The organism is Streptomyces sp. TE5632 (assembly GCF_054061295.1).
Genome location: NZ_JBSSEA010000003.1, coordinates 2441723 through 2461658, shown reverse-complemented (window position 1 = coordinate 2461658; position 19936 = coordinate 2441723). Strand labels below are relative to the sequence as shown.

General features: G+C 71.7%; 20 protein-coding genes, 1 tRNA gene and 1 pseudogene. 9 read left to right on the top strand and 13 right to left on the bottom strand.

Annotation, left to right across the window (positions count from 1 at the left end):
* Positions 1 to 89: 89 nt before the first annotated feature.
* The 4 genes from ACVW19_RS16405 to ACVW19_RS16390 all read left to right on the top strand — a co-directional run bounded on the left by ACVW19_RS16405 (position 90) and on the right by ACVW19_RS16390 (position 4554).
* Positions 90 to 1064 (top strand): amidohydrolase family protein, encoded by a 975-nt coding sequence (locus ACVW19_RS16405; RefSeq protein WP_457460114.1) that lies wholly within the window; start codon positions 90 to 92, stop codon positions 1062 to 1064.
* Positions 1065 to 1159: 95 nt separating this feature from the next.
* Positions 1160 to 1900, top strand: a complete 741-nt coding sequence (locus ACVW19_RS16400; protein ID WP_457460113.1) for a response regulator transcription factor — start codon at positions 1160 to 1162, stop codon at positions 1898 to 1900.
* Between the two features lie 267 nt (positions 1901 to 2167).
* Positions 2168 to 3700 carry an MFS transporter gene (locus ACVW19_RS16395; protein ID WP_457460112.1) on the top strand — a complete coding sequence of 511 codons (1533 nt, stop codon included), beginning with the start codon at positions 2168 to 2170 and terminating at the stop codon, positions 3698 to 3700.
* A gap of 80 nt (positions 3701 to 3780) precedes the next feature.
* A complete protein-coding gene (locus ACVW19_RS16390; RefSeq protein ID WP_457460111.1) occupies positions 3781 to 4554 on the top strand; it encodes a TetR/AcrR family transcriptional regulator in 774 nt (257 codons plus the stop codon).
* 38 nt (positions 4555 to 4592) lie between these two features.
* On the opposite strand, the gene ACVW19_RS16385 is transcribed toward ACVW19_RS16390, so the two are convergent.
* The 3 genes and pseudogenes from ACVW19_RS16385 to ACVW19_RS16375 all read right to left on the bottom strand — a co-directional run bounded on the left by ACVW19_RS16385 (position 4593) and on the right by ACVW19_RS16375 (position 7365).
* Positions 4593 to 5072, bottom strand: coding sequence for a PPOX class F420-dependent oxidoreductase (locus ACVW19_RS16385; protein ID WP_457460110.1), 480 nt, complete (start codon positions 5070 to 5072; stop codon positions 4593 to 4595).
* A 137-nt stretch (positions 5073 to 5209) separates the two neighbouring features.
* A pseudogene (locus ACVW19_RS16380) lies at positions 5210 to 6857 on the bottom strand (MDR family MFS transporter); the annotation flags it as partial.
* A gap of 13 nt (positions 6858 to 6870) precedes the next feature.
* Positions 6871 to 7365, bottom strand: coding sequence for a MarR family winged helix-turn-helix transcriptional regulator (locus ACVW19_RS16375; protein ID WP_457460109.1), 495 nt, complete (start codon positions 7363 to 7365; stop codon positions 6871 to 6873).
* 261 nt (positions 7366 to 7626) lie between these two features.
* On the opposite strand from ACVW19_RS16375, the gene ACVW19_RS16370 reads away from it, so the two are divergent.
* Entirely contained in the window at positions 7627 to 7824 is a 198-nt protein-coding gene (locus ACVW19_RS16370) for a hypothetical protein (protein WP_109376474.1), read from the top strand.
* Between the two features lie 147 nt (positions 7825 to 7971).
* On the opposite strand, the gene ACVW19_RS16365 is transcribed toward ACVW19_RS16370, so the two are convergent.
* From ACVW19_RS16365 to ACVW19_RS16330, 8 genes are all read right to left on the bottom strand, one after another.
* Positions 7972 to 8874, bottom strand: a complete 903-nt coding sequence (locus ACVW19_RS16365; protein ID WP_457460108.1) for an RNA polymerase sigma factor SigF — start codon at positions 8872 to 8874, stop codon at positions 7972 to 7974.
* A gap of 245 nt (positions 8875 to 9119) precedes the next feature.
* A complete protein-coding gene (locus ACVW19_RS16360) occupies positions 9120 to 10076 on the bottom strand; it encodes an RNA polymerase sigma factor SigF (protein ID WP_457460107.1) in 957 nt (318 codons plus the stop codon).
* Positions 10077 to 10240: 164 nt separating this feature from the next.
* A complete protein-coding gene (locus tag ACVW19_RS16355) occupies positions 10241 to 10534 on the bottom strand; it encodes a Dabb family protein (protein ID WP_457460106.1) in 294 nt (97 codons plus the stop codon).
* Positions 10534 to 10710, bottom strand: coding sequence for a hypothetical protein (locus tag ACVW19_RS16350; protein WP_457460105.1), 177 nt, complete (start codon positions 10708 to 10710; stop codon positions 10534 to 10536). Before ACVW19_RS16350 ends, ACVW19_RS16355 begins: the two co-directional genes overlap by 1 nt.
* 102 nt (positions 10711 to 10812) lie before the next feature.
* Positions 10813 to 10897, bottom strand: a tRNA-Ser gene (locus ACVW19_RS16345).
* 45 nt (positions 10898 to 10942) lie between these two features.
* Entirely contained in the window at positions 10943 to 11374 is a 432-nt protein-coding gene (gene tadA / locus ACVW19_RS16340) for a tRNA adenosine(34) deaminase TadA (protein ID WP_109376666.1), read from the bottom strand.
* 50 nt (positions 11375 to 11424) lie between these two features.
* Entirely contained in the window at positions 11425 to 11964 is a 540-nt protein-coding gene (locus ACVW19_RS16335; protein WP_457460104.1) for a tRNA adenosine deaminase-associated protein, read from the bottom strand.
* Positions 11965 to 12325: 361 nt separating this feature from the next.
* A complete protein-coding gene (locus ACVW19_RS16330) occupies positions 12326 to 12577 on the bottom strand; it encodes a hypothetical protein (RefSeq protein ID WP_457460103.1) in 252 nt (83 codons plus the stop codon).
* A 272-nt stretch (positions 12578 to 12849) separates the two neighbouring features.
* Between ACVW19_RS16330 and upp the strand changes: the two genes are divergently transcribed.
* A complete protein-coding gene (upp, locus tag ACVW19_RS16325; RefSeq protein ID WP_109376467.1) occupies positions 12850 to 13485 on the top strand; it encodes a uracil phosphoribosyltransferase in 636 nt (211 codons plus the stop codon).
* 117 nt (positions 13486 to 13602) lie between these two features.
* Here the strand turns inward: upp and ACVW19_RS16320 are convergent, their stop codons facing one another.
* Both ACVW19_RS16320 and ACVW19_RS16315 read right to left on the bottom strand, forming a co-directional pair.
* Complete coding sequence (locus tag ACVW19_RS16320) at positions 13603 to 14229, bottom strand: LytR C-terminal domain-containing protein (protein WP_457464636.1); 627 nt, start codon at positions 14227 to 14229, stop codon at positions 13603 to 13605.
* 257 nt (positions 14230 to 14486) lie between these two features.
* Entirely contained in the window at positions 14487 to 14783 is a 297-nt protein-coding gene (locus ACVW19_RS16315; RefSeq protein WP_202275276.1) for a type II toxin-antitoxin system VapB family antitoxin, read from the bottom strand.
* A 319-nt stretch (positions 14784 to 15102) separates the two neighbouring features.
* Between ACVW19_RS16315 and ACVW19_RS16310 the strand changes: the two genes are divergently transcribed.
* From ACVW19_RS16310 to ACVW19_RS16300, 3 genes are all read left to right on the top strand, one after another.
* On the top strand, positions 15103 to 17190 hold the full coding sequence (locus tag ACVW19_RS16310; RefSeq protein WP_457460102.1) for a penicillin acylase family protein: 2088 nt from the start codon (positions 15103 to 15105) through the stop codon (positions 17188 to 17190).
* On the top strand, positions 17183 to 17791 hold the full coding sequence (locus tag ACVW19_RS16305) for a GNAT family N-acetyltransferase (RefSeq protein WP_457460101.1): 609 nt from the start codon (positions 17183 to 17185) through the stop codon (positions 17789 to 17791). The genes ACVW19_RS16310 and ACVW19_RS16305 overlap by 8 nt, the downstream gene beginning before the upstream one ends.
* A 188-nt stretch (positions 17792 to 17979) precedes the next feature.
* Positions 17980 to 19917, top strand: coding sequence for a copper resistance CopC/CopD family protein (locus tag ACVW19_RS16300; RefSeq protein WP_457464634.1), 1938 nt, complete (start codon positions 17980 to 17982; stop codon positions 19915 to 19917).
* The last annotated feature ends 19 nt before the right edge of the window (positions 19918 to 19936 follow it).

Sequence of the window (19936 nt, the reverse complement as noted above, 5' to 3'; positions counted from 1 at the left end):
GGCCGGACTGTTCGGTGCTGTTCGGTCTCCGGTTCGTTCTCCTTGCAGGGGAGTGGACCCGGGATGCGGTCAGGGGTGATCGTGTCAGGATGAGTGATCACCTCACGGCACCGGCATCAGCACCGGAACCGGCACCGGAACCGGCACCGGCTTCGGAATCCGTAGCGGAAGCCGCCGAGGTGCGGCGGTTCTGGGAGGGGCTCGGGCTTCCCGGACTCGTCGACGTGCACACGCACTTCATGCCGGAGCGGGTGCTGCACAAGGTGTGGGCCTACTTCGACGCGCTCGGGCCGCTGACCGGCGGGGTCGAGTGGCCGATCACCTACCGGCAGGAGGAGAGCGAACGGGCCGGGCTGCTGCGGGAGTTCGGGGTCCGCGCCTTCACGGCCATGCTCTATCCGCACAAGCCCGGCATGGCGCGGTGGCTGAACGGCTGGGCGGTCGACTTCGCCCGCCGTACGCCCGACTGCCTGCACACCTCCACGCTCTTCCCCGAGCCCGGGGCCGAGGCGCAGGTCCGGGAGGCCGTCGAAGCGGGGGCACGGGTCTTCAAGGCGCATGTGCAGGTGGGGGCGTACGACCCGGCCGACCCGTTGCTGGACGGGGCCTGGGGCGTGCTCGCCGAGGCGGGTGTCCCGGTGGTGATCCACTGCGGTTCCGGGCCGGCGCCCGGCAAGTACACCGGACCCGAGCCGATCGCGCGGGTACTGGCCCGGCACCCCCGGCTGCGGCTGATCGTGGCGCACCTCGGGATGCCCGAGTACGAGGACTTCCTCGACCTCGCCACGCGCTATGCGGAGGTGCGGCTGGACACCACCATGGCGTTCACCGACTTCGCCGAGCGCATGGTGCCGTTCCCCCGGCGGGCCCTGCCCCGGCTGGCCGACCTCGGCGACCGGATCCTGCTCGGCACGGATTTCCCCAACATCCCGTATCCGTACGTCCACCAGCTCCACGCGCTGGAGCGGCTCGGGCTCGGGCAGGCCTGGCTGCGGGCGGTGTGCCACGACAACGGTGCCCGCCTCTTCGGCCTGGGCGCGAGCGGGGAGTCGACGGTCTCCTGAGAATCCGAACCCCCGGGGCCGGGGCCGGATCTTTCTCAGGGAAATCACAGACTTCCGCAAGGGAGCTCTCAGAGGTTCCCGCGACGGTGTGGAGCATGACCACGACCTCGCCCCAGGGGCGCACCGAACTGCTGAGGCCGGACGGGAGGCCCGTCCGGGTGCTTGTGGTGGACGACGAGCAGTCGATCACCGAACTGCTGTCCATGGCCCTGCGCTACGAGGGCTGGCAGATCCGCAGCGCGGGGGACGGCCAGGGCGCCATCCGTGCCGCGCGCGAGTTCCGGCCCGACGCCGTCATCCTGGACATGACGCTTCCGGACATGGACGGGCTGTCCACTCTCGGGCGGCTGCGCCGCGAGCAGCCGGACGTCCCCGTCCTCTTCCTCACCGCCAAGGACGCCGCCGAGGACCGTGTCGTGGGCCTGACCGCGGGCGGCGACGACTGTGTGACCAAGCCGTTCGGCCTGGAGGAGGTCGTCGCGCGGCTGCGCGGGCTGATCCGGCGCTCCGGCGCGGCCGACCGCCGGCCGGAGTCCGTGCTGGTGGTCGGCGACCTCACCCTCGACGAGGACAGCCGCGACGTCACCCGGGGCGGGGAACACATCCACCTCACCGCCACCGAGTTCGAACTGCTGCGCTTCCTGATGCGCAACCCGCGGCGCGTGCTCAGCAAGGCGCAGATCCTCGACCGGGTCTGGTCCTACGACTTCGGCGGAAAGGCCAACGTCGTCGAGCTGTACATCTCGTATCTGCGCCGGAAGATCGACGCCGGTCGGGAGCCGATGATCCACACCCGGCGCGGTGCCGGGTACGTGATCAAGCCCGCGGTCGTGTGAGCGGACGGAGACGACCGCGCCCGCGCACCCTGCGGACGCGGCTCGTCGTCGTTTCCGTGCAGTCGTTTCCGTGTACTGATCGCGGTGGTGTGCGCAGTGGTGAACGCGGTGGTGTGCGCGGTGAGCGGCGCCGTGACCCCGCTCGTGTCGCGGTCACTCCCGTACGAGCGGCCCGACAATCGGCCGGACGAGGTCGCCCCGCGTGTATCGGTCGGACCCGGACCGGTCGACTGTACGCCGTATAAGAAATATTTTACGGTGTACAGCATGACGACGTCCCCGTCTCCCCAGGAGCAGGCCCCCGACCGGGTCTCGGACAACCGGGTGCCGCGGCCCCGGGGGCACCCCCGGCGCTGGCTGATCCTCGGTGTCATCTGTCTCGCGCAGCTCACCGTTCTGCTCGACAACACCGTCCTGAACGTGGCGATCCCCTCGCTCACCCGCGAGATGGACGCGTCGACCGCCGACATCCAGTGGATGATCAACGCGTACTCGCTCGTGCAGTCGGGTCTGCTGCTCAGCGCGGGCAACGCCGCAGACCGCTACGGCCGGAAGAAGATGCTGGCCGCGGGCCTGGCCCTGTTCGGCGCCGGTTCGCTGGTGGCCGGACTGGCCGATTCGTCGGGCCAGTTGATCGCGGCGCGGGCCGGAATGGGTATCGGCGGCGCCCTGTTGCTGACCACCACGCTGGCCGTGGCGATGCAGATCTTCCCGCCCGAGGAGCAGACCAGGGCCATCGGCATCTGGAGCGCGGTCAACGCGCTCGGCTTCGCCACCGGCCCGCTCCTCGGCGGCTTCATGCTGAACCACTTCTGGTGGGGCGCGATCTTCCTGATCAACCTGCCGATCGCGGCGCTCGGCCTGGTCGCCGTCGTGGTGCTCGTCCCGGAGTCGAAGAACCCGGAGGGCGAGCGGCCCGACCTGCTCGGCGCACTGCTCTCCACCGTCGGCATGGCGGCCCTGGTGTACGCGATCATCTCCGGACCCGAGCACGGCTGGACCTCGGCCCGCGTCCTGGTGACCGCGCTCACCGCCGTCGCCGTTCTCGGCGTCTTCGCCTACTGGGAGAGCCGGATCCCGTACCCCATGCTCGACCTGAACTTCTTCAGGAACCGCCGGTTCACGGGTGCGGTCGCCGGGGCGACGCTGATCACCTTCGGCATGGGCGGCGCGCTGTTCCTGCTCACCCAGCACCTGCAGTTCGTGCTCGGCTACGGCCCTCTGGAGGCCGGCCTGCGTACGGCGCCGCTGGCCCTGGCCGTCGTCGCGCTCAACTTCACCGGACTGGCCGCGAGGGCGACGGCGAGAATGGGCGTGCCGGTCTCCATCGCCCTGGGCATGACGCTGATGTCCGGCGGGCTGGTGTCCATCGCCACCCTCACCGCGTACGGCTATCCGGGCACCCTGCTGGGCCTGGTCCTGATCGGGGTGGGCACCGCGGTCGCCAACCCGGTGATGGCCCACGCGATCATGAGTTCCATCCCCCGGGAGAAGGCGGGCGTCGGGGCCGGGATCAACGGCACGCTCGCCGAGTTCGGCAACGGTCTGGGGGTCGCCGTACTGGGCGCGGTGCTGGGCGCCCGTTTCGCCGCGCTGATCCCGGTGGAGGCCGGCTCGCTCCCGGCGGCGCTGGCCGCGGCGGACTCGGCGGGCGAACGGGGCCGTATCACCGACGCGTTCTCCTCCGGACTGGAGACCAGTCAGCTGGTGGGGGCGTCGGCCGTGCTGCTCGGCGGGCTGCTGGCGGCGGCACTGCTGCACCGGGCGGGCAGGGCGGACGCGGGGACGCAGGCCGGGTAGACCCCGCACGTCCGCGTCCCTGCGGGGACCCGGGCAGGCCCTAGCATGAAACGGCGTCGGAAAGTCGAGGAAGGTGTGCCATGGCGAGGGCAGCCCAGCGGTCCGGGGGCTCGGCGCGCCCCAGCGTCTGGCTGGCGGACAGGGCCCGGCGCGGTGGGCGCGGCGGCGGACAGCCGCCGGGACTGGACCGTGAGCGGATCACGGATGCCGCCGTGCGGCTGCTGGACGCCGAGGGCCTGGACAAGTTCTCCATGCGACGGCTCGCGGCCGAGTTGAACGTCACGGCGATGTCCGTCTACTGGTACGTCGACACCAAGGACGACCTGCTCGAACTCGCCCTGGACACGGCCTACGACGGTCTCACCCTGCCCGGCCCGGACGCCGACGAGGACTGGCGCGACCAGTTGCGCGCGCTGGCCGGGGAGTACCGGGCCATGCTCGTGCGTCACCCCTGGCTGTCGCCGCTGGCCGGGAGGTTCCTCAACATCGGGCCCCGGTCGCTGTCGTTCTCCGGGGCCGTGCAGCAGGTCATCCGCAGGACGGGGTTGCCGGCGCAGGGCATCACCGGTGCCATCTCGGCAGTCTTCCAGTTCGTGTACGGATACGGCACGATCGAGAGCCACTTCCACGCCCGGGTCGCCGCGACCGGGATGACCCCCGACGAATACCACCGGCACGCCATGACCGAGGTGGCGCGGTGGCCGGGTGCCGCCGGGGTCATCGAGGAGTCGACGAAGGTCATGGAGGCCCGGGGCGGCGACACGGTCGAGGAGATGATGGAGCGGGACTTCGCCTTCGCCCTGGACCTGCTGGTGGCGGGTATCGAGGTGATGGTGGCCCGAAGCCGGGGCTGACCCGCCCCCGCGCTCTCCCCGCGTGTTCCCGGCTCCTTCTACTCCCCCTGCTCCCCTTCGACCAGCCGCGCCGGGAATCCGCCCGTCGCCACCGGCCCCCACCGCTTGGGGGTGATCCGGATGACCGACTTGCCCTGCTTGACCATGGCCGCCCGGTACTCGTCCCAGTCGGGGTGTTCCCCGGCGATGTTCCGGTAGTACTCCACCAGCGGCTCCACCGACTCGGGCAGGTCGACGACCTCGGCCGTGCCGTCGACCTGCACCCAGGGCCCGTTCCACTCGTCGCTGAGGACGATCAGGCTCACCCGGCTGTCCCTCTTGGCGTTGCGCGTCTTGGCGCGTTCCGGGTAGGTGGAGACCACGATCCGGCCCGAGTCGTCGACCCCGCAGGTCAGTGGGGAGCCCTGGGGGCTGCCGTCGGCCCGCCGGGTCAGCAGGATCGCGCGGTGCCGGGGGCGTACGAAGTCCAGCAACTCGTCGAGTGAGACACGGGTGTTCGTCGCGATGTTCGGTGCCATGGGGGCAGCCTAGGTGGACTCGGCGTCCGGAGAGCGGCGCGACTCCGACCCGGAGGTCTCGACCGTCGCTGTCGCTGTCCCCGTCGCCGTCGTCGCCGCCGTCGCCGTCGCCGTCGCCGTCGTCGCCGCCGTCGCCGTCGCCGTCGCCGCCGCCGCGGCCGTCGCCGGTACCCGGGTGTCGACCGGTGCCTCGGCGGCCTGGGTCAGCGCGCCCGTGGTCCGCAGCGGGACCTCCTTGATGAACAGGGTCACCAGGAAGGCGAGGAACGCGACCGGGGCGACGTACAGGAAGATGTCGGCGATGCCGTGTCCGTAGGCGCTCTCCAGCCAGGTGCGGATGCCCGCGGGCAGCAGGTCCATGTCCGGCAGTTCACCGGAGCCGAGCGCCTCGGCGGCACCGGCCTGCTCCTGCGGGCTCAGCGTGCCGACGGTGTCCTCGGCGTAGTGGCTGATCCGGGTCGCCATCACGGAGCCGAGCACCGAGACGCCCACCGCGCCGCCGAGCGACCGGAAGAAGGTGACGACCGAACTGGCGGCGCCGAGGTCGCTCGGGGCGACCTGGTTCTGGGTGCACAGCACCAGGTTCTGCATCATCATGCCGACGCCGAGGCCCATGAGCGCCATGAAGACGCCGATGTGCCAGTACGGGGTGTCGTAGCGCATGGTGCCCAGCAGTGCCAGGCCGGCGGTCAGCAGCGCACCGCCGGAGACCAGCCAGGCCTTCCACCTGCCGGTCCGGGTGATGATCAGACCTGAGACGGTCGACGACACGAACAGGCCGGCGATCATCGGGATGGTCAGGACACCCGACATGGTCGGGGACTCGTTCCGCGCCAGCTGGAAGTACTGGCTGAAGAAGATGGTGCCGGCGAACATCCCGATACCGACGAACAGCGAGGCGACCGAGGCCAGCGTGATGGTGCTGTTGCGGAACAGCCGCAGCGGGATGATCGGCTCGGAGGCCTTCGTCTCGGTGAAGAGGAAGACCAGGGTGAGCAGGAGCGCGCCCCCGAGCATCACGTACGTCTGCCAGGACAGCCAGGCGAACCTGTCGTCCGCGAAGGTGACCCAGATCAGCAGCAGGCTGACGGCCGCGGTGATGAAGAAGGCGCCGGCCCAGTCGACCTTCACCTTGCGCCTGGTCTCCGGCAGGTGCAGCGTCTTCTGCAGGACGACCAGGGCGATCAGCGCGAACGGCACACCGACGTACAGGCACCAGCGCCAGCCGAGCCAGGAGGTGTCGGTGATCACGCCGCCGACCAGCGGGCCGCCCACGGTCGCGACCGCGAAGGTCGCGCCCAGGTAGCCGGAGTAACGGCCGCGTTCCCGGGGGGAGATCATCGCGGCCATGATGATCTGGGCCAGTGCGGTCAGCCCGCCGGCGCCCAGCCCCTGGACGACCCGGGCCCCGATCAGCATGCCGGAGTTCTGCGCCATGCCGGCGAACACGGAGCCCAGGAGGAAGACGATCAGGGCCAGCTGGACCAGGGCCTTCTTGCTGACCAGGTCGGCGAGCTTGCCCCACAGGGGGGTGGACGCCGTCATCGACAGCAGCGCGGCCGTCACGACCCAGGTGTAGGCGCTCTGGCCGCCGCCGAGGTCGGTGATGATCTCGGGCAGGGCGTTGGAGACGATGGTGGAGGACAGGATCGCGGCGAACATGCCGAGCAGCAGGCCCGACAGTGCCTCCAGGATCTGCCGGTGGGTCATCGGGGCAGTGCTTTCCGTGGAGCCTCCCCCGTGCTTGGCATGATCTCGCACACCGGTCGGTGTGGTCGTTGCCATGGGCTTCCTTTTCTTAAGCGTGTGCGGGCGTGTACGTGGTCTCCGCGGGGCTGGGCGGCGGCGTCGCGCGGGGCGTGGGGCGGCAGTCGCCGAAGCTGTCCCTGAGCCGGGCCATGAGCTGGGTGAGCTGTTCGATCTCCTCGTCGGACCAGTCGTCCAGGCGCTCGGCGAGCAGGTGCGTGGTCCGCCGGAACAGCTCGGCGAGCCGGGCGTGGCCCGCCGGGGTGACGCGCAGGATGCGGGAGCGCTTGTCGGCCGGGTCGGGGGAGCGCTCGATCCATCCGCGCTCGGCCAGATGGGCGACGTGGCGGCTGGTGACCGACAGGTCGAGGACGAGCAGCTCGGCGAGCCTGCTCATGTGCATGTCGCCGTGGCGGCCGAGTGCCGTCAGCACGGCGGCGGAGCCGCTGTGCCAGTCGGCCGGCATGTTCCGGCGGAGCTCCCGCTTCACCGCGCTGAAAGCGCTGAGCTGCCGTACGAGCTCCTCGTACTGAGCCTGCCCGACCATCACACCTCCCATTTGTTGCTTAGGGCAACGATAAAAGTCGATGGTTGCCACAGGCAAGCAAAATGAGGGTCGGGCGCCTTAAAACTTGGCAAAGGCAAGTATGGTGAATCGTAAACCCGCAGGTGAGTCCCCCGACATCCCGTGCTCAGGGCCGGGCGCCCCGCGCCCGAGGCCGGGCCGGGCCGACGGTGGACGCGGTCAGGCGCGTTACGCACGCCCCCACTTGGGGCCCGCGTCGGCAATTCGCTAGTGTCTCGGGCCATGGCTAACTCCCAGGCCCCCCAGGGCAACCACGACCCCGCCGGCAGCACTCAGATGTTCCGCGCGTTCGTCGACGACGCCCCTCAGGGGCAGCAGGCCGCCGCGACGAGCGGTGGCGGTCCGCGTATCGGCCTGATCATCGGTGTCGTCGTCGCCGTGGCGATCGTCGCGGCGGTGGCCTGGCTGGCACTGGCCTGACGACCGGACGCGCAAAGGCCGCCGTCACACCCACGAGGGGCGTTCCGGCGGCCTTTGCGCGTCCCGGGGCTGAGGTTCCGGGACGGGGTTCCAGGGACGGAGCGGCGGCGGTCGCCGACGCTCCGCCGACCGGTGGCTCAGCCGTGCTCAGTCCGAGATGAGGCCCTCACGCAGCTGGGCCAGGGTCCGGGTGAGCAGCCGGGAGACGTGCATCTGGGAGATGCCGACCTCCTCGCCGATCTGTGACTGGGTCATGTTGGCGAAGAACCGCAGCATGATGATCCGCCGCTCGCGGGGCGGCAGCTTGGCGAGCAGCGGCTTGAGCGACTCCCGGTACTCCACGCCCTCCAGCGCCGTGTCCTCGTAGCCGAGGCGGTCCGCGAGGGAGCCCTCGCCGCCGTCGTCCTCGGGGGCCGGGGAGTCCAGCGAGGACGCCGTGTACGCGTTGCCGACCGCTAGTCCGTCGACGACGTCCTCCTCCGACACGCCCAGCACCGCGGCGAGTTCGGGAACCGTCGGGGAGCGGTCGAGCTTCTGGGAGAGTTCGTCGCCGGCCTTCGTGAGCGCCAGGCGCAGCTCCTGCAGCCGGCGCGGCACCCGCACCGACCATGACGTGTCGCGGAAGAACCGCTTGATCTCGCCGACCACCGTCGGCATCGCGAACGTCGGGAACTCCACGCCCCGTTCGCAGTCGAAGCGGTCGATCGCCTTGATCAGCCCGATGGTGCCGACCTGGACGATGTCCTCCATCGGCTCGTTGCGCGAGCGGAAGCGCGCCGCGGCGTACCGCACCAGCGGGAGGTTGAGTTCGATCAGGGTGTCCCGGACGTAGCCGCGCTCCGGGCTGTCCTCGTCGAGTGCGGCGAGCCGCAGGAACAGGGAGCGGGACAGGGTGCGGGTGTCGATGGCCGCCGTTTCCGGAAGCTCTGGAGCGGGCGCGGCCGCGAGGGCCGGGACGTCATCGATGGGGCCGAGTGCGTCGAGAGCATTGGGAGCTGTCTCGCTCTCCGCGAGCGTGAGCACCTTCGAGCTGCCCTGGTCTGCGGACATGCCACCCCCTTTGGGTCGCGGGACGGTCGGGGCGAACGTTCCCGTCCGAGGAACGCAGCCCTCACCTGAATACCGGAGCCGGAGCCTCGGCAAACGCGCTTCCCGCAGAATGTCACATGTCGGCAACGCGCTGTAGTGACATGTCGACATCCGAGTGACGAACCGGCCCTGGAAACAAGGGAACTGGCGGTGTTTCAGCCCAGAAGCGCCAAGATGGGCACTAGTGAGCGATTGCCCCTTTCGGGTTACGCGTCGATCCTGTTCGCGGACCGCAGCCGCTGGAAGCTGCGCGCGAGCAGCCGGGACACGTGCATCTGCGAGACGCCGAGCTCCACGCTGATCTGCGACTGGGTGAGATTACTGTAGTACCGCAGTAGCAGGATCCGCTGCTCCCGCTCGGGCAGTTGGACGAGCAGGTGCCGGACGAGGTCGCGGTGCTCGACGCCGTCCAGCGCCGGATCCTCGTAGCCGAGCCGGTCCAGCAGGCCGGGGAGCCCGTCGCCCTCCTGTGCGGCCTCGAGGGAGGCGGCGTGGTACGACCGCCCGGCCTCGATGCAGGAGAGCACGTCCTCCTCGCTGATGCGCAGCCGTTCGGCGATCTCGGCGGTCGTCGGGGAGCGCCCGAAGGCGGTCGTGAGGTCCTCGGTGGCGCTGTTGACCTGCACCCACAACTCGTGCAGCCGGCGCGGTACGTGGACGGTGCGGACGTTGTCGCGGAAGTACCGCTTGATCTCGCCGATCACCGTGGGCATCGCGAACGTCGGGAACTGGACGCCCCGCTCCGGGTCGAAGCGGTCGATGGCGTTGATGAGCCCGATGGTGCCGACCTGGACCACGTCCTCCATCGGCTCGTTGCGGGAGCGGAAGCGGGCGGCGGCGTAGCGCACGAGCGGCAGGTTGGCCTCGATGAGCGCCGTGCGCACCCGGGTGTGCTCCGGCGTGCCCGGCTCGAGGTCCTTGAGCTGGGCGAACAGCACCTGGGTCAGGGCCCGGGTGTCGGCGCCGCGTCGCTTGGCCGGTGACGGGGCGGGCTGCGGGGTCGGCGGCTGCTCGGACGTCGGCGGGGGTGCGGGGGGCTGCGTCGAGGGGTGAGCCGGGGTCGGGGCCGGGTCCGGGGCTGTCGAGTCCGGAGACTGAGCCGGAGCCGGGGTCAGGGCGGACACCTGGTCCTGGGGCGGCGCAGTACTGGCCGACACGGTCAACGCCACCTCTTCATCGGTCGACTCATCCGTCAAAAGCGGTCATAGCATCACAAGACATGCTCAGTGTGTGCAAGCACCGCATATTCCGTGTTGAGGGGCGGCCCCTTCCCAAGGGTGCGCAAAAGCCCTCCACCGTCATGGTGGAGGGCTTCCGGGGCGGAGGCTCAGAACTCGTAGTCGGCGATCACCCACGTGGCGAACTCGCGCCACAGCCCGACACCGGCCTGATGCTTCGGGTGTTCCACGTACCGGCGCAGCGCCTCGGCGTCCTCGAACGCCGAGTTGATGGCGAAGTCGTAGGCGATGGGCCGGTCGCTGATGTTCCAGGCGCACTCCCAGAAACGGATCTCCGGGATCTCGCCGTCGAGCGAACGGAACGCCTCCACGCCCCGCACGACGCGCGGATCGTCGCGCTCGACGCCTTCGTTCAGCCTGAAGAGGACCAGGTGGCGGATCATCAGCCTCCTCCGTTCGCGAGCCAGGTCATGAAGTCGCCGACGGCGTTCGCGGCGTCGGAGATGCCCTCGAACGCTATCTTGACGTAGGTGGTCGCCTTGTCGGGATCCGTGATGATCACATACAGCGCGAAGACCGCGAGGACATAGACGGCGACCCTTTTCGCGTTCACCGCCATCGCGGCCCCCCTGTCACTGTGGTGCACCGGCGTCACCCGTACGTGCCGAGCGGGCCCATGATCGCACGAAGGGCCCCGTCTGACGACGGGGCCCTTCACCAGCGGTAGCGGTGGGATTTGAACCCACGGTGACTTGCGCCACACTCGCTTTCGAGGCGAGCTCCTTCGGCCGCTCGGACACGCTACCGAGGGAGACCTTACAGCAAGGGGCTCGATGGTTTGAAATCGGTATTCAGCGGTTCCGGAAGAACGCCGTGAGCAGATCGGCGCACTCCTCGGCGAGCACTCCCTCGACGACTTCCGGCCGGTGATTGAGCCGCCGGTCGCGGACGACGTCCCAGAGGGAGCCGACCGCGCCCGCCTTCTCGTCCCGGGCGCCGTAGACGACCCGGTCCACCCGGGACTGCTGGATCGCGCCCGCGCACATCGTGCACGGCTCCAGCGTCACCACGAGGGTGCAGCCGGCCAGCCGCCACTCCCCCAGCTTCGCGGCGGCCCGCCTCAGGGCGAGCAGTTCCGCGTGGGCCGTGGGGTCGGGACCGGCCTCGCGTTCGTTGTGCCCGGAGGCCAGCACGGTGCTGCCGTCCGGAGCCAGCACGACCGCGCCGACGGGCACGTCCCCGCCCCGGACGGCCAGCTCGGCCTCGTCCAGGGCGAGCCGCATCGCGGCCCGCCAGGGGTCGCGCACCGGGTCGGTCGGGCGGGTGTCCCCGGTCAGCGGACGGTCTCCAGGACCTCCGAGGCGCCCAGGACCTCGGCGATCTCGCCGAGCGCGTCCCCGGACAGCGAGCGCAGTTCCTTCTCGCTCACGCCCAGGTCGTCCAGGACCCGGGCGTCGCCGACCGGCCCGTGCGGCACGGACTCGCCGGAGCCGGCGTCCGCGGCGACCTCGTCGGCGCTGTCGTCGTCCGGTTCCCCGTCCTCCGTGCCGTCGAGGTCGAGGGCGTCCAGGTCGGCGCCGTCGTCGCCGGGCTGCCGGCCGAGCAGTTCGTCGGTGAGCAGGATCTCGCCGTAACTGCTGCGGGCGGCGGCCGCGGCGTCGGACACGTAGATACGAGGGTCCTCCTCGCCGTCCACGCGGACGACACCGAACCAGCCGTCCTCCTGCTCGATCAGTACGAGCACCGTGTCCTCGTCGGGTGCGGCCTCCCGGGCCAGGTCGGCCAGATCCGACAGGGTCTCCACATCGTCGAGTTCCGTGTCGCTCGCTTCCCACCCGTCTTCGGTGCGCGCGAGCAGTGCGGCGAAGTACACCGTGACTCTCCCACTGGTCTTAGGTGTGCCGGTCGGGGATCCCCCCGGCGGAGGTTACGGACGGGGAGCGCTCTTCGAGCCCCGCCCCCGCCCACTCGGAATCGTGGCAGAAACAAGGCCGTCAGGGGACGTCTTCGGCCCCCTGTGTCCGGCAGTTTTGCACCCACGCCGCCGAGTGTTCCCGTAGGAGCCCGTCGGCGTGCTCGCCCTCGCCATACGCGGATCGTACGCGGCTCTGCCCGTCCAGCCCGTAGGGCCACTTCGGCAAACACCCGCATGCATCGTGAGCTTCCCGCGCCCGGCTCACTCTTTCGGCGCCGCGCCCATCGGGGGTCCTGCCGGGGGGAGTCCTTGCGAAGCCCTACCAGCGAAAGGTCCGCATGCGCATCGCGTGCCGCAGCCGGGCCGCCTTGGCACGGCGCGGCTGGACCCGGTTGCGCAGCTCCCTGGCCTCGGCGAGTTCGCGCAGGAACCGGGCACGGCGCTGCCGCCGCTCGGCCTCCGTCTCGTCCGCCCCGGGCGGGCCGGTCATGCCGGGCACCCCGGAGACCCCGGACACGTAGGACGCCTCCGATCCGCCGGACGCACCGGACGCACCGGACGCATCGGACATGCCGGGCGCGCCGCGCGTGCCGCCCGGTGCCCCGCGTCTTCCGCGTGCCCCGCGTGTCCCGGGCGCCCCGGGTATTCCGGGTGTTCCGGAGGTCCTGCGTGTCGACGGCTCGTCTCGGGAGTCCCGCTCAGGCATTGCTTCATCACCCCAGTCCGTCCCTCCCACTTTCCCCCGGACAGGCGGTTTGACGCCAGCGAAGGAGTGGTGGCGGGCCGAAAGGCTTGCCACCCACGGGGGAGCAGGGCCGGGCTCGGCCCGGTTAATGTGGGGACATGCGTCTCCACGTCGTCGACCACCCCCTGGTCGCACACAAGCTCACCACGCTGCGCGACCGGCGCACCGACTCCGCGACCTTCCGTCGCCTCGCCGACGAGCTGGTCACCCTGCTCGCCTACGAGGCCACGCGTGACGTGCGCACCGAACAGGTCGACATCCGGACGCCGGTGGAGCCGACCACCGGTGTCAAGCTGTCCCACCCGCGCCCGCTGGTGGTGCCGATCCTGCGGGCCGGTCTCGGCATGCTGGACGGCATGGTCCGGCTGCTGCCGACCGCCGAGGTGGGTTTCCTCGGCATGATCCGTGACGAGGAGACGTTGCAGGCGGCGACGTACGCCACCCGGATGCCGGAGGACCTGTCCGGCCGCCAGGTGTACGTCCTGGACCCGATGCTCGCCACCGGCGGCACGCTGGTCGCCGCGATCCAGGAGCTGATCAAGCGGGGCGCGGACGACGTGACCGCCGTGGTGCTGCTGGCCGCGCCGGAGGGCGTCGAGGTCATGGAGCGCGAGCTGGCCGGCACCCCGGTGACCGTCGTGACCGCGTCGGTCGACGAGCGCCTCAACGAGCACGGCTACATCGTGCCGGGCCTCGGCGACGCGGGGGACCGGATGTACGGGGCGGCCGAATAGCCCCCGAACAGGGCCGAGCGGTGGCCCGGTAGTACGCGTCGACCCGCGGCGGTGCGCGCGTAGGTCCCTGTCCCGCGGCCGTCCGGGAGCCGGTGCTCCCGTGCGGCCGCCGCGGTTTCAGCAGCTCTTCTTCGCGGTGGGCTCCGGCTTGGGGGCGGTCAGTGCGGTCAGGGCCCGGTCGGCGTCCGCTTTCGCCGTCAGCCGGGTGAAGCCGTCGCCGATGATCAGGTCGAGCTCGCCGCCCTTGCGGGAGGCCTCGGTACGGCGTTCGGCGTCGGCGAGCTGAGCGCCGAGCACCGGCAGCGAGGACTTGAGCGCGGACGTGGGCCCGAGCAGCACACCGGTGCCCTTGACCTTCTTGTCGTACTCCTCGGCCGCGTTGCCGACGTCACCGATCTTGAAGCCGCGCTTCTTCAGCTCGTCGGCGGTCTTCTGGGCCAGGCCGCTGCGGGTCGTGGCGTTGAGGACGTTGACCGTGATCCGGCCGGGTTCGGGGAGCACGGTGCTGCGGGCGGGGCCGGGGCTCGGCGAGGGGCTCGCCTTGGGGACACAGCCCGCCTTGACGCCGACCGCGGAGGCGGGGTTTTTCTCGCCGGTGAAGACGTCGAAGAGCTGCAGCGTGCCCCAGCCGGCCACGCCGAGCACCGCGACGGACGCGGTGGCCAGGGCGACGAGCCTGCCGCGGCGACGGGGCCGGCGCATCCGCGGGTACTTGTCACCCCGGATCCGGTATTGGCCGCCCATGCCGGGAGGAGTCAGCATGCTCATGGGCGCAGCGTAGTGCGCTCCGACGGTAATGCCTACTAGATGATCATCGGATGCCACACAGTCCAACCCGAAAGGGCCAAAGCGGGCTCGGTCAGGTTTCATCCGGGGCGCGGACGGGTCGACAGGGGGAAGCCGGAGGTGCCCGGCGGCACGCCGCGGGCTCCTGGGCGGGCGTCGGTTCCGCGCGGACGTACCGGCGGGTGGGGGTCCCCCGGACGGAGTCCGGGGGAGGGTCAGCTCAGCTCGAGGACGCGGGCGTGCAGCACCTGGCGCTGCTGGAGCGCCGCCCGCACCGCGCGGTGCAGGCCGTCCTCCAGGTAGAGATCGCCCTGCCACTTCACGACGTGCGCGAAGAGGTCGCCGTAGAAGGTCGAGTCCTCGGCGAGGAGGGTCTCGAGGTCGAGTTGCTGCTTCGTCGTGACGAGCTGATCGAGGCGGACCGGGCGCGGCGCGACGTCCGCCCACTGCCGGGTGCTTTCCCGGCCGTGGTCGGGGTACGGCCGGCCGTTTCCGATGCGCTTGAAGATCACACGGAAAGCCTACCGGCCAAGACGTTCCGGGCGCAGCCTCACGGCTCGGACACGTGAGGCAAGTCCGGGCGAGTCATGGTCGATTTCCGTCAAAAGGGGGTGGGGGTGGCCGGGTTGCCGACACGTTCCTCCCGTGGGCGATCTCCCGTGCGGCCCGTCACCCGGGGCGGGACGCGCGGCTGACGCCGTGACCACTCCGCGGTCGCCCTCGCGGACTCCGTGGCTCTCCCGGCCCCGTCCCCTCGCGTATTCACCCTTCGCGTACGATTCCGCCCACGGCTTACTTAGGGGAGCCTAACCTGAAGGGAATGGGGGCACAGTGACCGGTGAGATCTTTCGGGACGACTGGGGAATCCCGCATCTGCGCGCGGACGACGCGGTCGAACTCGCCCGTCTCCAGGGCCGGGTCACCGCCCTCGACCGGGCCTGGCAGCTGGAGGTCGAGCGGCACAGGGCGCAGGGCACCTCGGCGTCCTTCCTCGGCCCCGAGGCCCTCCCCTGGGACCGCTTCGCCCGCCGCGCCCGCCTGGCCGACACGGCCCGCCGCTGCTTCACCGAGCTGGAACGACGGGACGCGGAGACGGCGCACTGGCTACGGGCGTACGTGGCGGGCGTCAACGAGGGGCTGTCTTCCGCCACCGCCCCCGAGTTCGCCCGCACCGCCCTCACGCCCGGCCGCTGGGAGCCCTGGACACCGCTCGCGGTCTGGATCGCCACGCACGTCCTGTTCGCCGGCTTCCCCGCGAAGCTCTGGCGCGAGCGGGTCGCCGCGCACCTCGGCGCGGACGCCGTCGGGCTGTTCGCCGCCGACGGCCCCAACACCTCCGGCAGCAACGGCTGGCTGGTCGCGGGGGAGCGGACGGTGACCGGGCGGGCCGTCATCGCCGGGGACCCGCACCGCTTCATCGAGGACCCCGGCGTCTACCAGCAGATCCACCTGTCCTGCCCGGAGTTCGACGTCGTCGGCCTCGCCGTGCCCGGTGTCCCCGGCATCGCCCACTTCGGTCACACCGGCACGGTCGCCTGGGCGATCACCAACGCCATGGCCGACTACCAGGACCTCTACCGGGAGCAGTTGCGGCGTACCGGCGTCGGGGTGGAGGCGCTCGGTCCGGACGGGGTCTGGCGGCGGGCCGCCCGGCACACCGAGACCGTCGAGGTCGCCGGTGAGGAACCGGTCGGGGTCGAGGTGATCGAGACCGACCGCGGGCCGGTGATCATCGGTGGCCCCGAGGGCCTCGACGACGGCGTGCCCGAGCCCGGCGTGCCCCCGGTCGCTCTCGCCCTGCGCTATCCGCCGCGCGTCACCGGGGACCTCGGCTTCGGCGCCCTGCTGCCGCTGCTGCGGGCCCGTCGGGTCGCCGACGTGGACCGGGCCGTCGACCTGTGGGCCGAGCCCGTCAACGTGATCCAGGCCGCCGACACCGAAGGCGGCACGCTGCACCGGGTGGCCGGGCGGGTGCCGGTCCGGGCCGAGGCCAACGGGATCCGTCCGGTGCCCGCGTGGGAGCCCGGCCACGACTGGCGGGGATGGCACGAGCCACCGCGCGCCGGACTGACCGACGGTGTCGCCGTGATGGCGAACCAGCGCGGCCCGGCCTCCCCCCTCGGGGTCGAGTTCGCGCCGCCGCACCGCGCCGACCGCATCGCCGCCCTGCTCGCGCGGAAGGAGCGCTGGTCCGCGGCCGACATGCCCGCCCTCCACATGGACACCCACCTCGCCTCCGCCGCCGCCCTGCTGGACCACCTCGCCGCCCTCGACGGCCTGACCGGACCGGCGGCCGGTCTGCGCGACCGGCTGCTGCGCTGGGACCGGCGCATGGACGCGGACAGCGCCGACGCGGCTGTCTTCGCCGCGGTGCGCGGCGCGGTCGTACGGCGGCTCGCGGAGCACCCCGCGTTCGCCGCACTGACCACGTCCCCGGCCTGGCCGGAGGTTTTCCTGCCCTGGCTGGCGCTGCTCCCGCGCATCGGCTTCGCGCTCGAACACCTCCTGACCGCAGAGGAGTTGTACGGCATCGACCGCCCGGCCGCGGTCCGCGCGGCACTGGAGGAGGTGGCCGTCCGGCCGCCTGCCGGCACCTGGGGCGACACCCACCGGTCGGCGCCCTGGCGGGCGTTGCCGCCCACGACGCCGTACGACGAACCCGGTCTGTCGGGCGACCACGACTGCGTGCTGTGCACCTCCTCCGTGCCCGGCCTCACCGACCTCGCGGCGCGCGGCCCGGCCGCCCGGTACGTCTGGGACCTGGCCCGCCGTGAGGACAGCCGCTGGGTGGTGCCGCTCGGCGCCTCGGGCGTCCCGGAATCGCCCCATCACCGAGACCAACTGGCCCTGTGGCTCGCGGGAGATCTCGTCCCGGTCGTCACCGACTGGGCGCGGTTGCGGAAGGAGACCGATGTCTGACCCGTACGACTCCCGCGCGGCCGTCCACGAGCAGGTGGTCGACGGCTTCGGCTCCCTGCGTGTCCTGCCGCTCGACCCGTCGGCCGACGCACCCCTGCTGCACCGCTGGGTGAGTGGGGAACGCGCCGTCTTCTGGGGCATGAACGGCCTCACCGAGCGACAGGTGGCCGAGGTCTACGCCCACATGGAAACGCTCGACACCCACCACGCGTACCTCCTCGTCAAGGACGGTGAGCCGGCCGCCCTGTTCCAGACCTACGAACCGGAGGCCGACCGGGTCGGTGAGTGCTACCCCGTCGAAGCCGGCGACATCGGCCTCCATCTGCTGCTCGCCCCCGCCGCACCGGGAGGCGCGCGCCCCGGGTGGACGGCCGCGCTGATCGCCGCCGTCGTCAGGTTCGTGCTGCTGGGCCCGGCCCGCGAGCGCGTGGTGGTCGACCCGGACGTGGCCAACGAGAAGGCGATCGCCCGCTTCCTGCGGCAGGGCTTCACGGCCGGCCCCGCGGTCGTCCTGCCCGAGATCGACCTGCCGGACGTGTACCTGCCGGAGAAGAGGGCCCAACTCGCTTTCCTCACCCGGGAGGCGGCCTTCGGCGGGTGACGGCTTTGCCCGTACCGTGATGGTTTCCGCCGGGGAGGTGAGTGTTCGGCGCCTCCCCTCCGTACTCAGTCTGAAGCGGGATTGCCGGAAGGCGGGAAAACGACGTGCAGCGACGGCGCGGTGGGGCGGCGGGCGATGGCGGACGCGACGGAGGAACGGTCCGCGGAGCCCGGCGACTCCAAGGGCTGGTGCTGCTGGGCACCGTGCTGGTCCTGCTCCTCCTCGGCAGCGCCGGACCGGCGAGCGCGCACGCGGCCGTCCGCGAGGCCGTCCCCGAGGACGGAAGCGTCGTCAAGTCCGCCCCGCAGCACGTCACCGTGACCTTCACGGAGTCCGTCGCCCTGCTCGACGACTCGTTCCGGGTCTACAGCCCCGACAACCACCGGGTGAAGCTGGGCGAGCCGCAGCACGCCGACGGCAGGTCCGACACCGCGCGTGTCGACCTGCCCGACGGGCTCGACGAGGGCACCTACACGGTCGCCTGGCGGGTGGTCTCCGCGGACAGCCACCCCGTCTCCGGCGCCTTCACGTTCTCCATCGGCAAGCCCTCGCCCTCCGCGCCCGCCGCACCCGAGGCCCCGGCGGAGCACCCGGTCACCTCGAGTCTCTACGACACCGGCCGCTACCTCGCGTACGTCGCCGCCGCCCTGCTCATCGGCACGGTGGCGTTCGCGGCCCTGTGCCGCCCGCCGGACACCGCCCCGCTGCGGACGCCGCTGGTCACGGGCTGGTGGACGCTGCTGACGGCCACCGTGCTCCTCCTCGTTCTGCGGGCCCCGTACGAGAAGGGCACGTCACCCACGACGGCGTTCGACCTCTCGGCCCTCACCGGCATCCTCACCGGGCGGCCGGGCACCGCCCTGCTGGCCCGGGTGGCGCTGCTGGTGCTGACGGCGGCCGTTCTCCTGCGGCTGTCCCGCCCCACGCACCGCCGTGAGCCGGGCGCCGGCGACCGGACACCGCCCGCCCAGCTCGCCGTGGGCGGCGTCCTGGCCGTCGCGCTGGCGTTGACCTGGGCGGCCGCCGAGCACGCCTCGGCCGGTATCCAGGTCCCGCTGGCGATGACGTCGTCCGTGCTGCACCTACTGGCGACGGCCTGCTGGCTCGGCGGCCTCGTGGCCCTGCTCACCACCCTGTTCCGCGCCGGGACCCCGCTGCCCGTCGCCACGGTCGTCCGCTTCTCCCGCCTCGCCTTCCTCTCCGTGACGGTGCTCGTCGTCACCGGCGTCTACCAGTCCTGGCGGGGTCTCGGCTCCTGGACGGCGCTCGGGGACTCGGCGTACGGGAGGGTCCTGACCGCCAAGCTCGTGATGACGGCCGTACTGCTCCTGGCAGCGGCCCTGTCCCGCCGCTGGACCACCCGCCTGGCGACGGCGGCGACGGACGCGGCGCCGGTGACGGAAACGCCGACGGACGCGGCGGACGGGGAGACGGCGGAGACGGCGGGGACACCGGCAGAGGTTGTGGAGAAGGCACCGGCGGCGATGCGGCAACGGGTCCCGGAACTCGTGACCGCCCCCGCCCCGGGCGAGACACCCCCGGCGCCCCCCGCACACCTGCCCCCCGACGCCCGGACGTCACCCGAACCGGATGCCCCCGCGCCCGCCCCCGAGGCGTCCGCCCCTGACCGCTACCGGAGAGGTCTGCGCGTCTCCGTCCTGGCGGAGGCGGCCGTGGCGGTCGTGGTGCTGCTGATCACGTCGGTGCTGACCAGCACCCTCCCGGCCCGTGCCGAGGCCGAGGCGGCAAAGGCGGCCGAGAGCGCCCCGATCGCCGGACTGCCCGCGGCGACGGTGGTCACCATCCCCTACGCCGTCGGCACCCCCGGCGGGAGGGGCAGCGTGCAGATCACCCTGGACCCGGGCCGGGTCGGGGAGAACGGCATCCAGGCGGTGGCGTTCGCCCCCAACGGCGCCCTGGACTCGATCCCGGAGCTCCGCCTGTCCTTCACCCTCGAGGAGAAGGACGTCGGCCCCATCGACGCGGGCCTGACCGACCGCGGCGGCTACTGGGCCACCAGCGATCTCACCCTCCCCCTTCCCGGCACCTGGACGATGAAGGCGACCATCAGGGTCTCGGACGTGGACCAGGTGACCGAATCCCACTCCCTCCGCATCGACCCCTGAGGCGCCCGCACCGGGACGC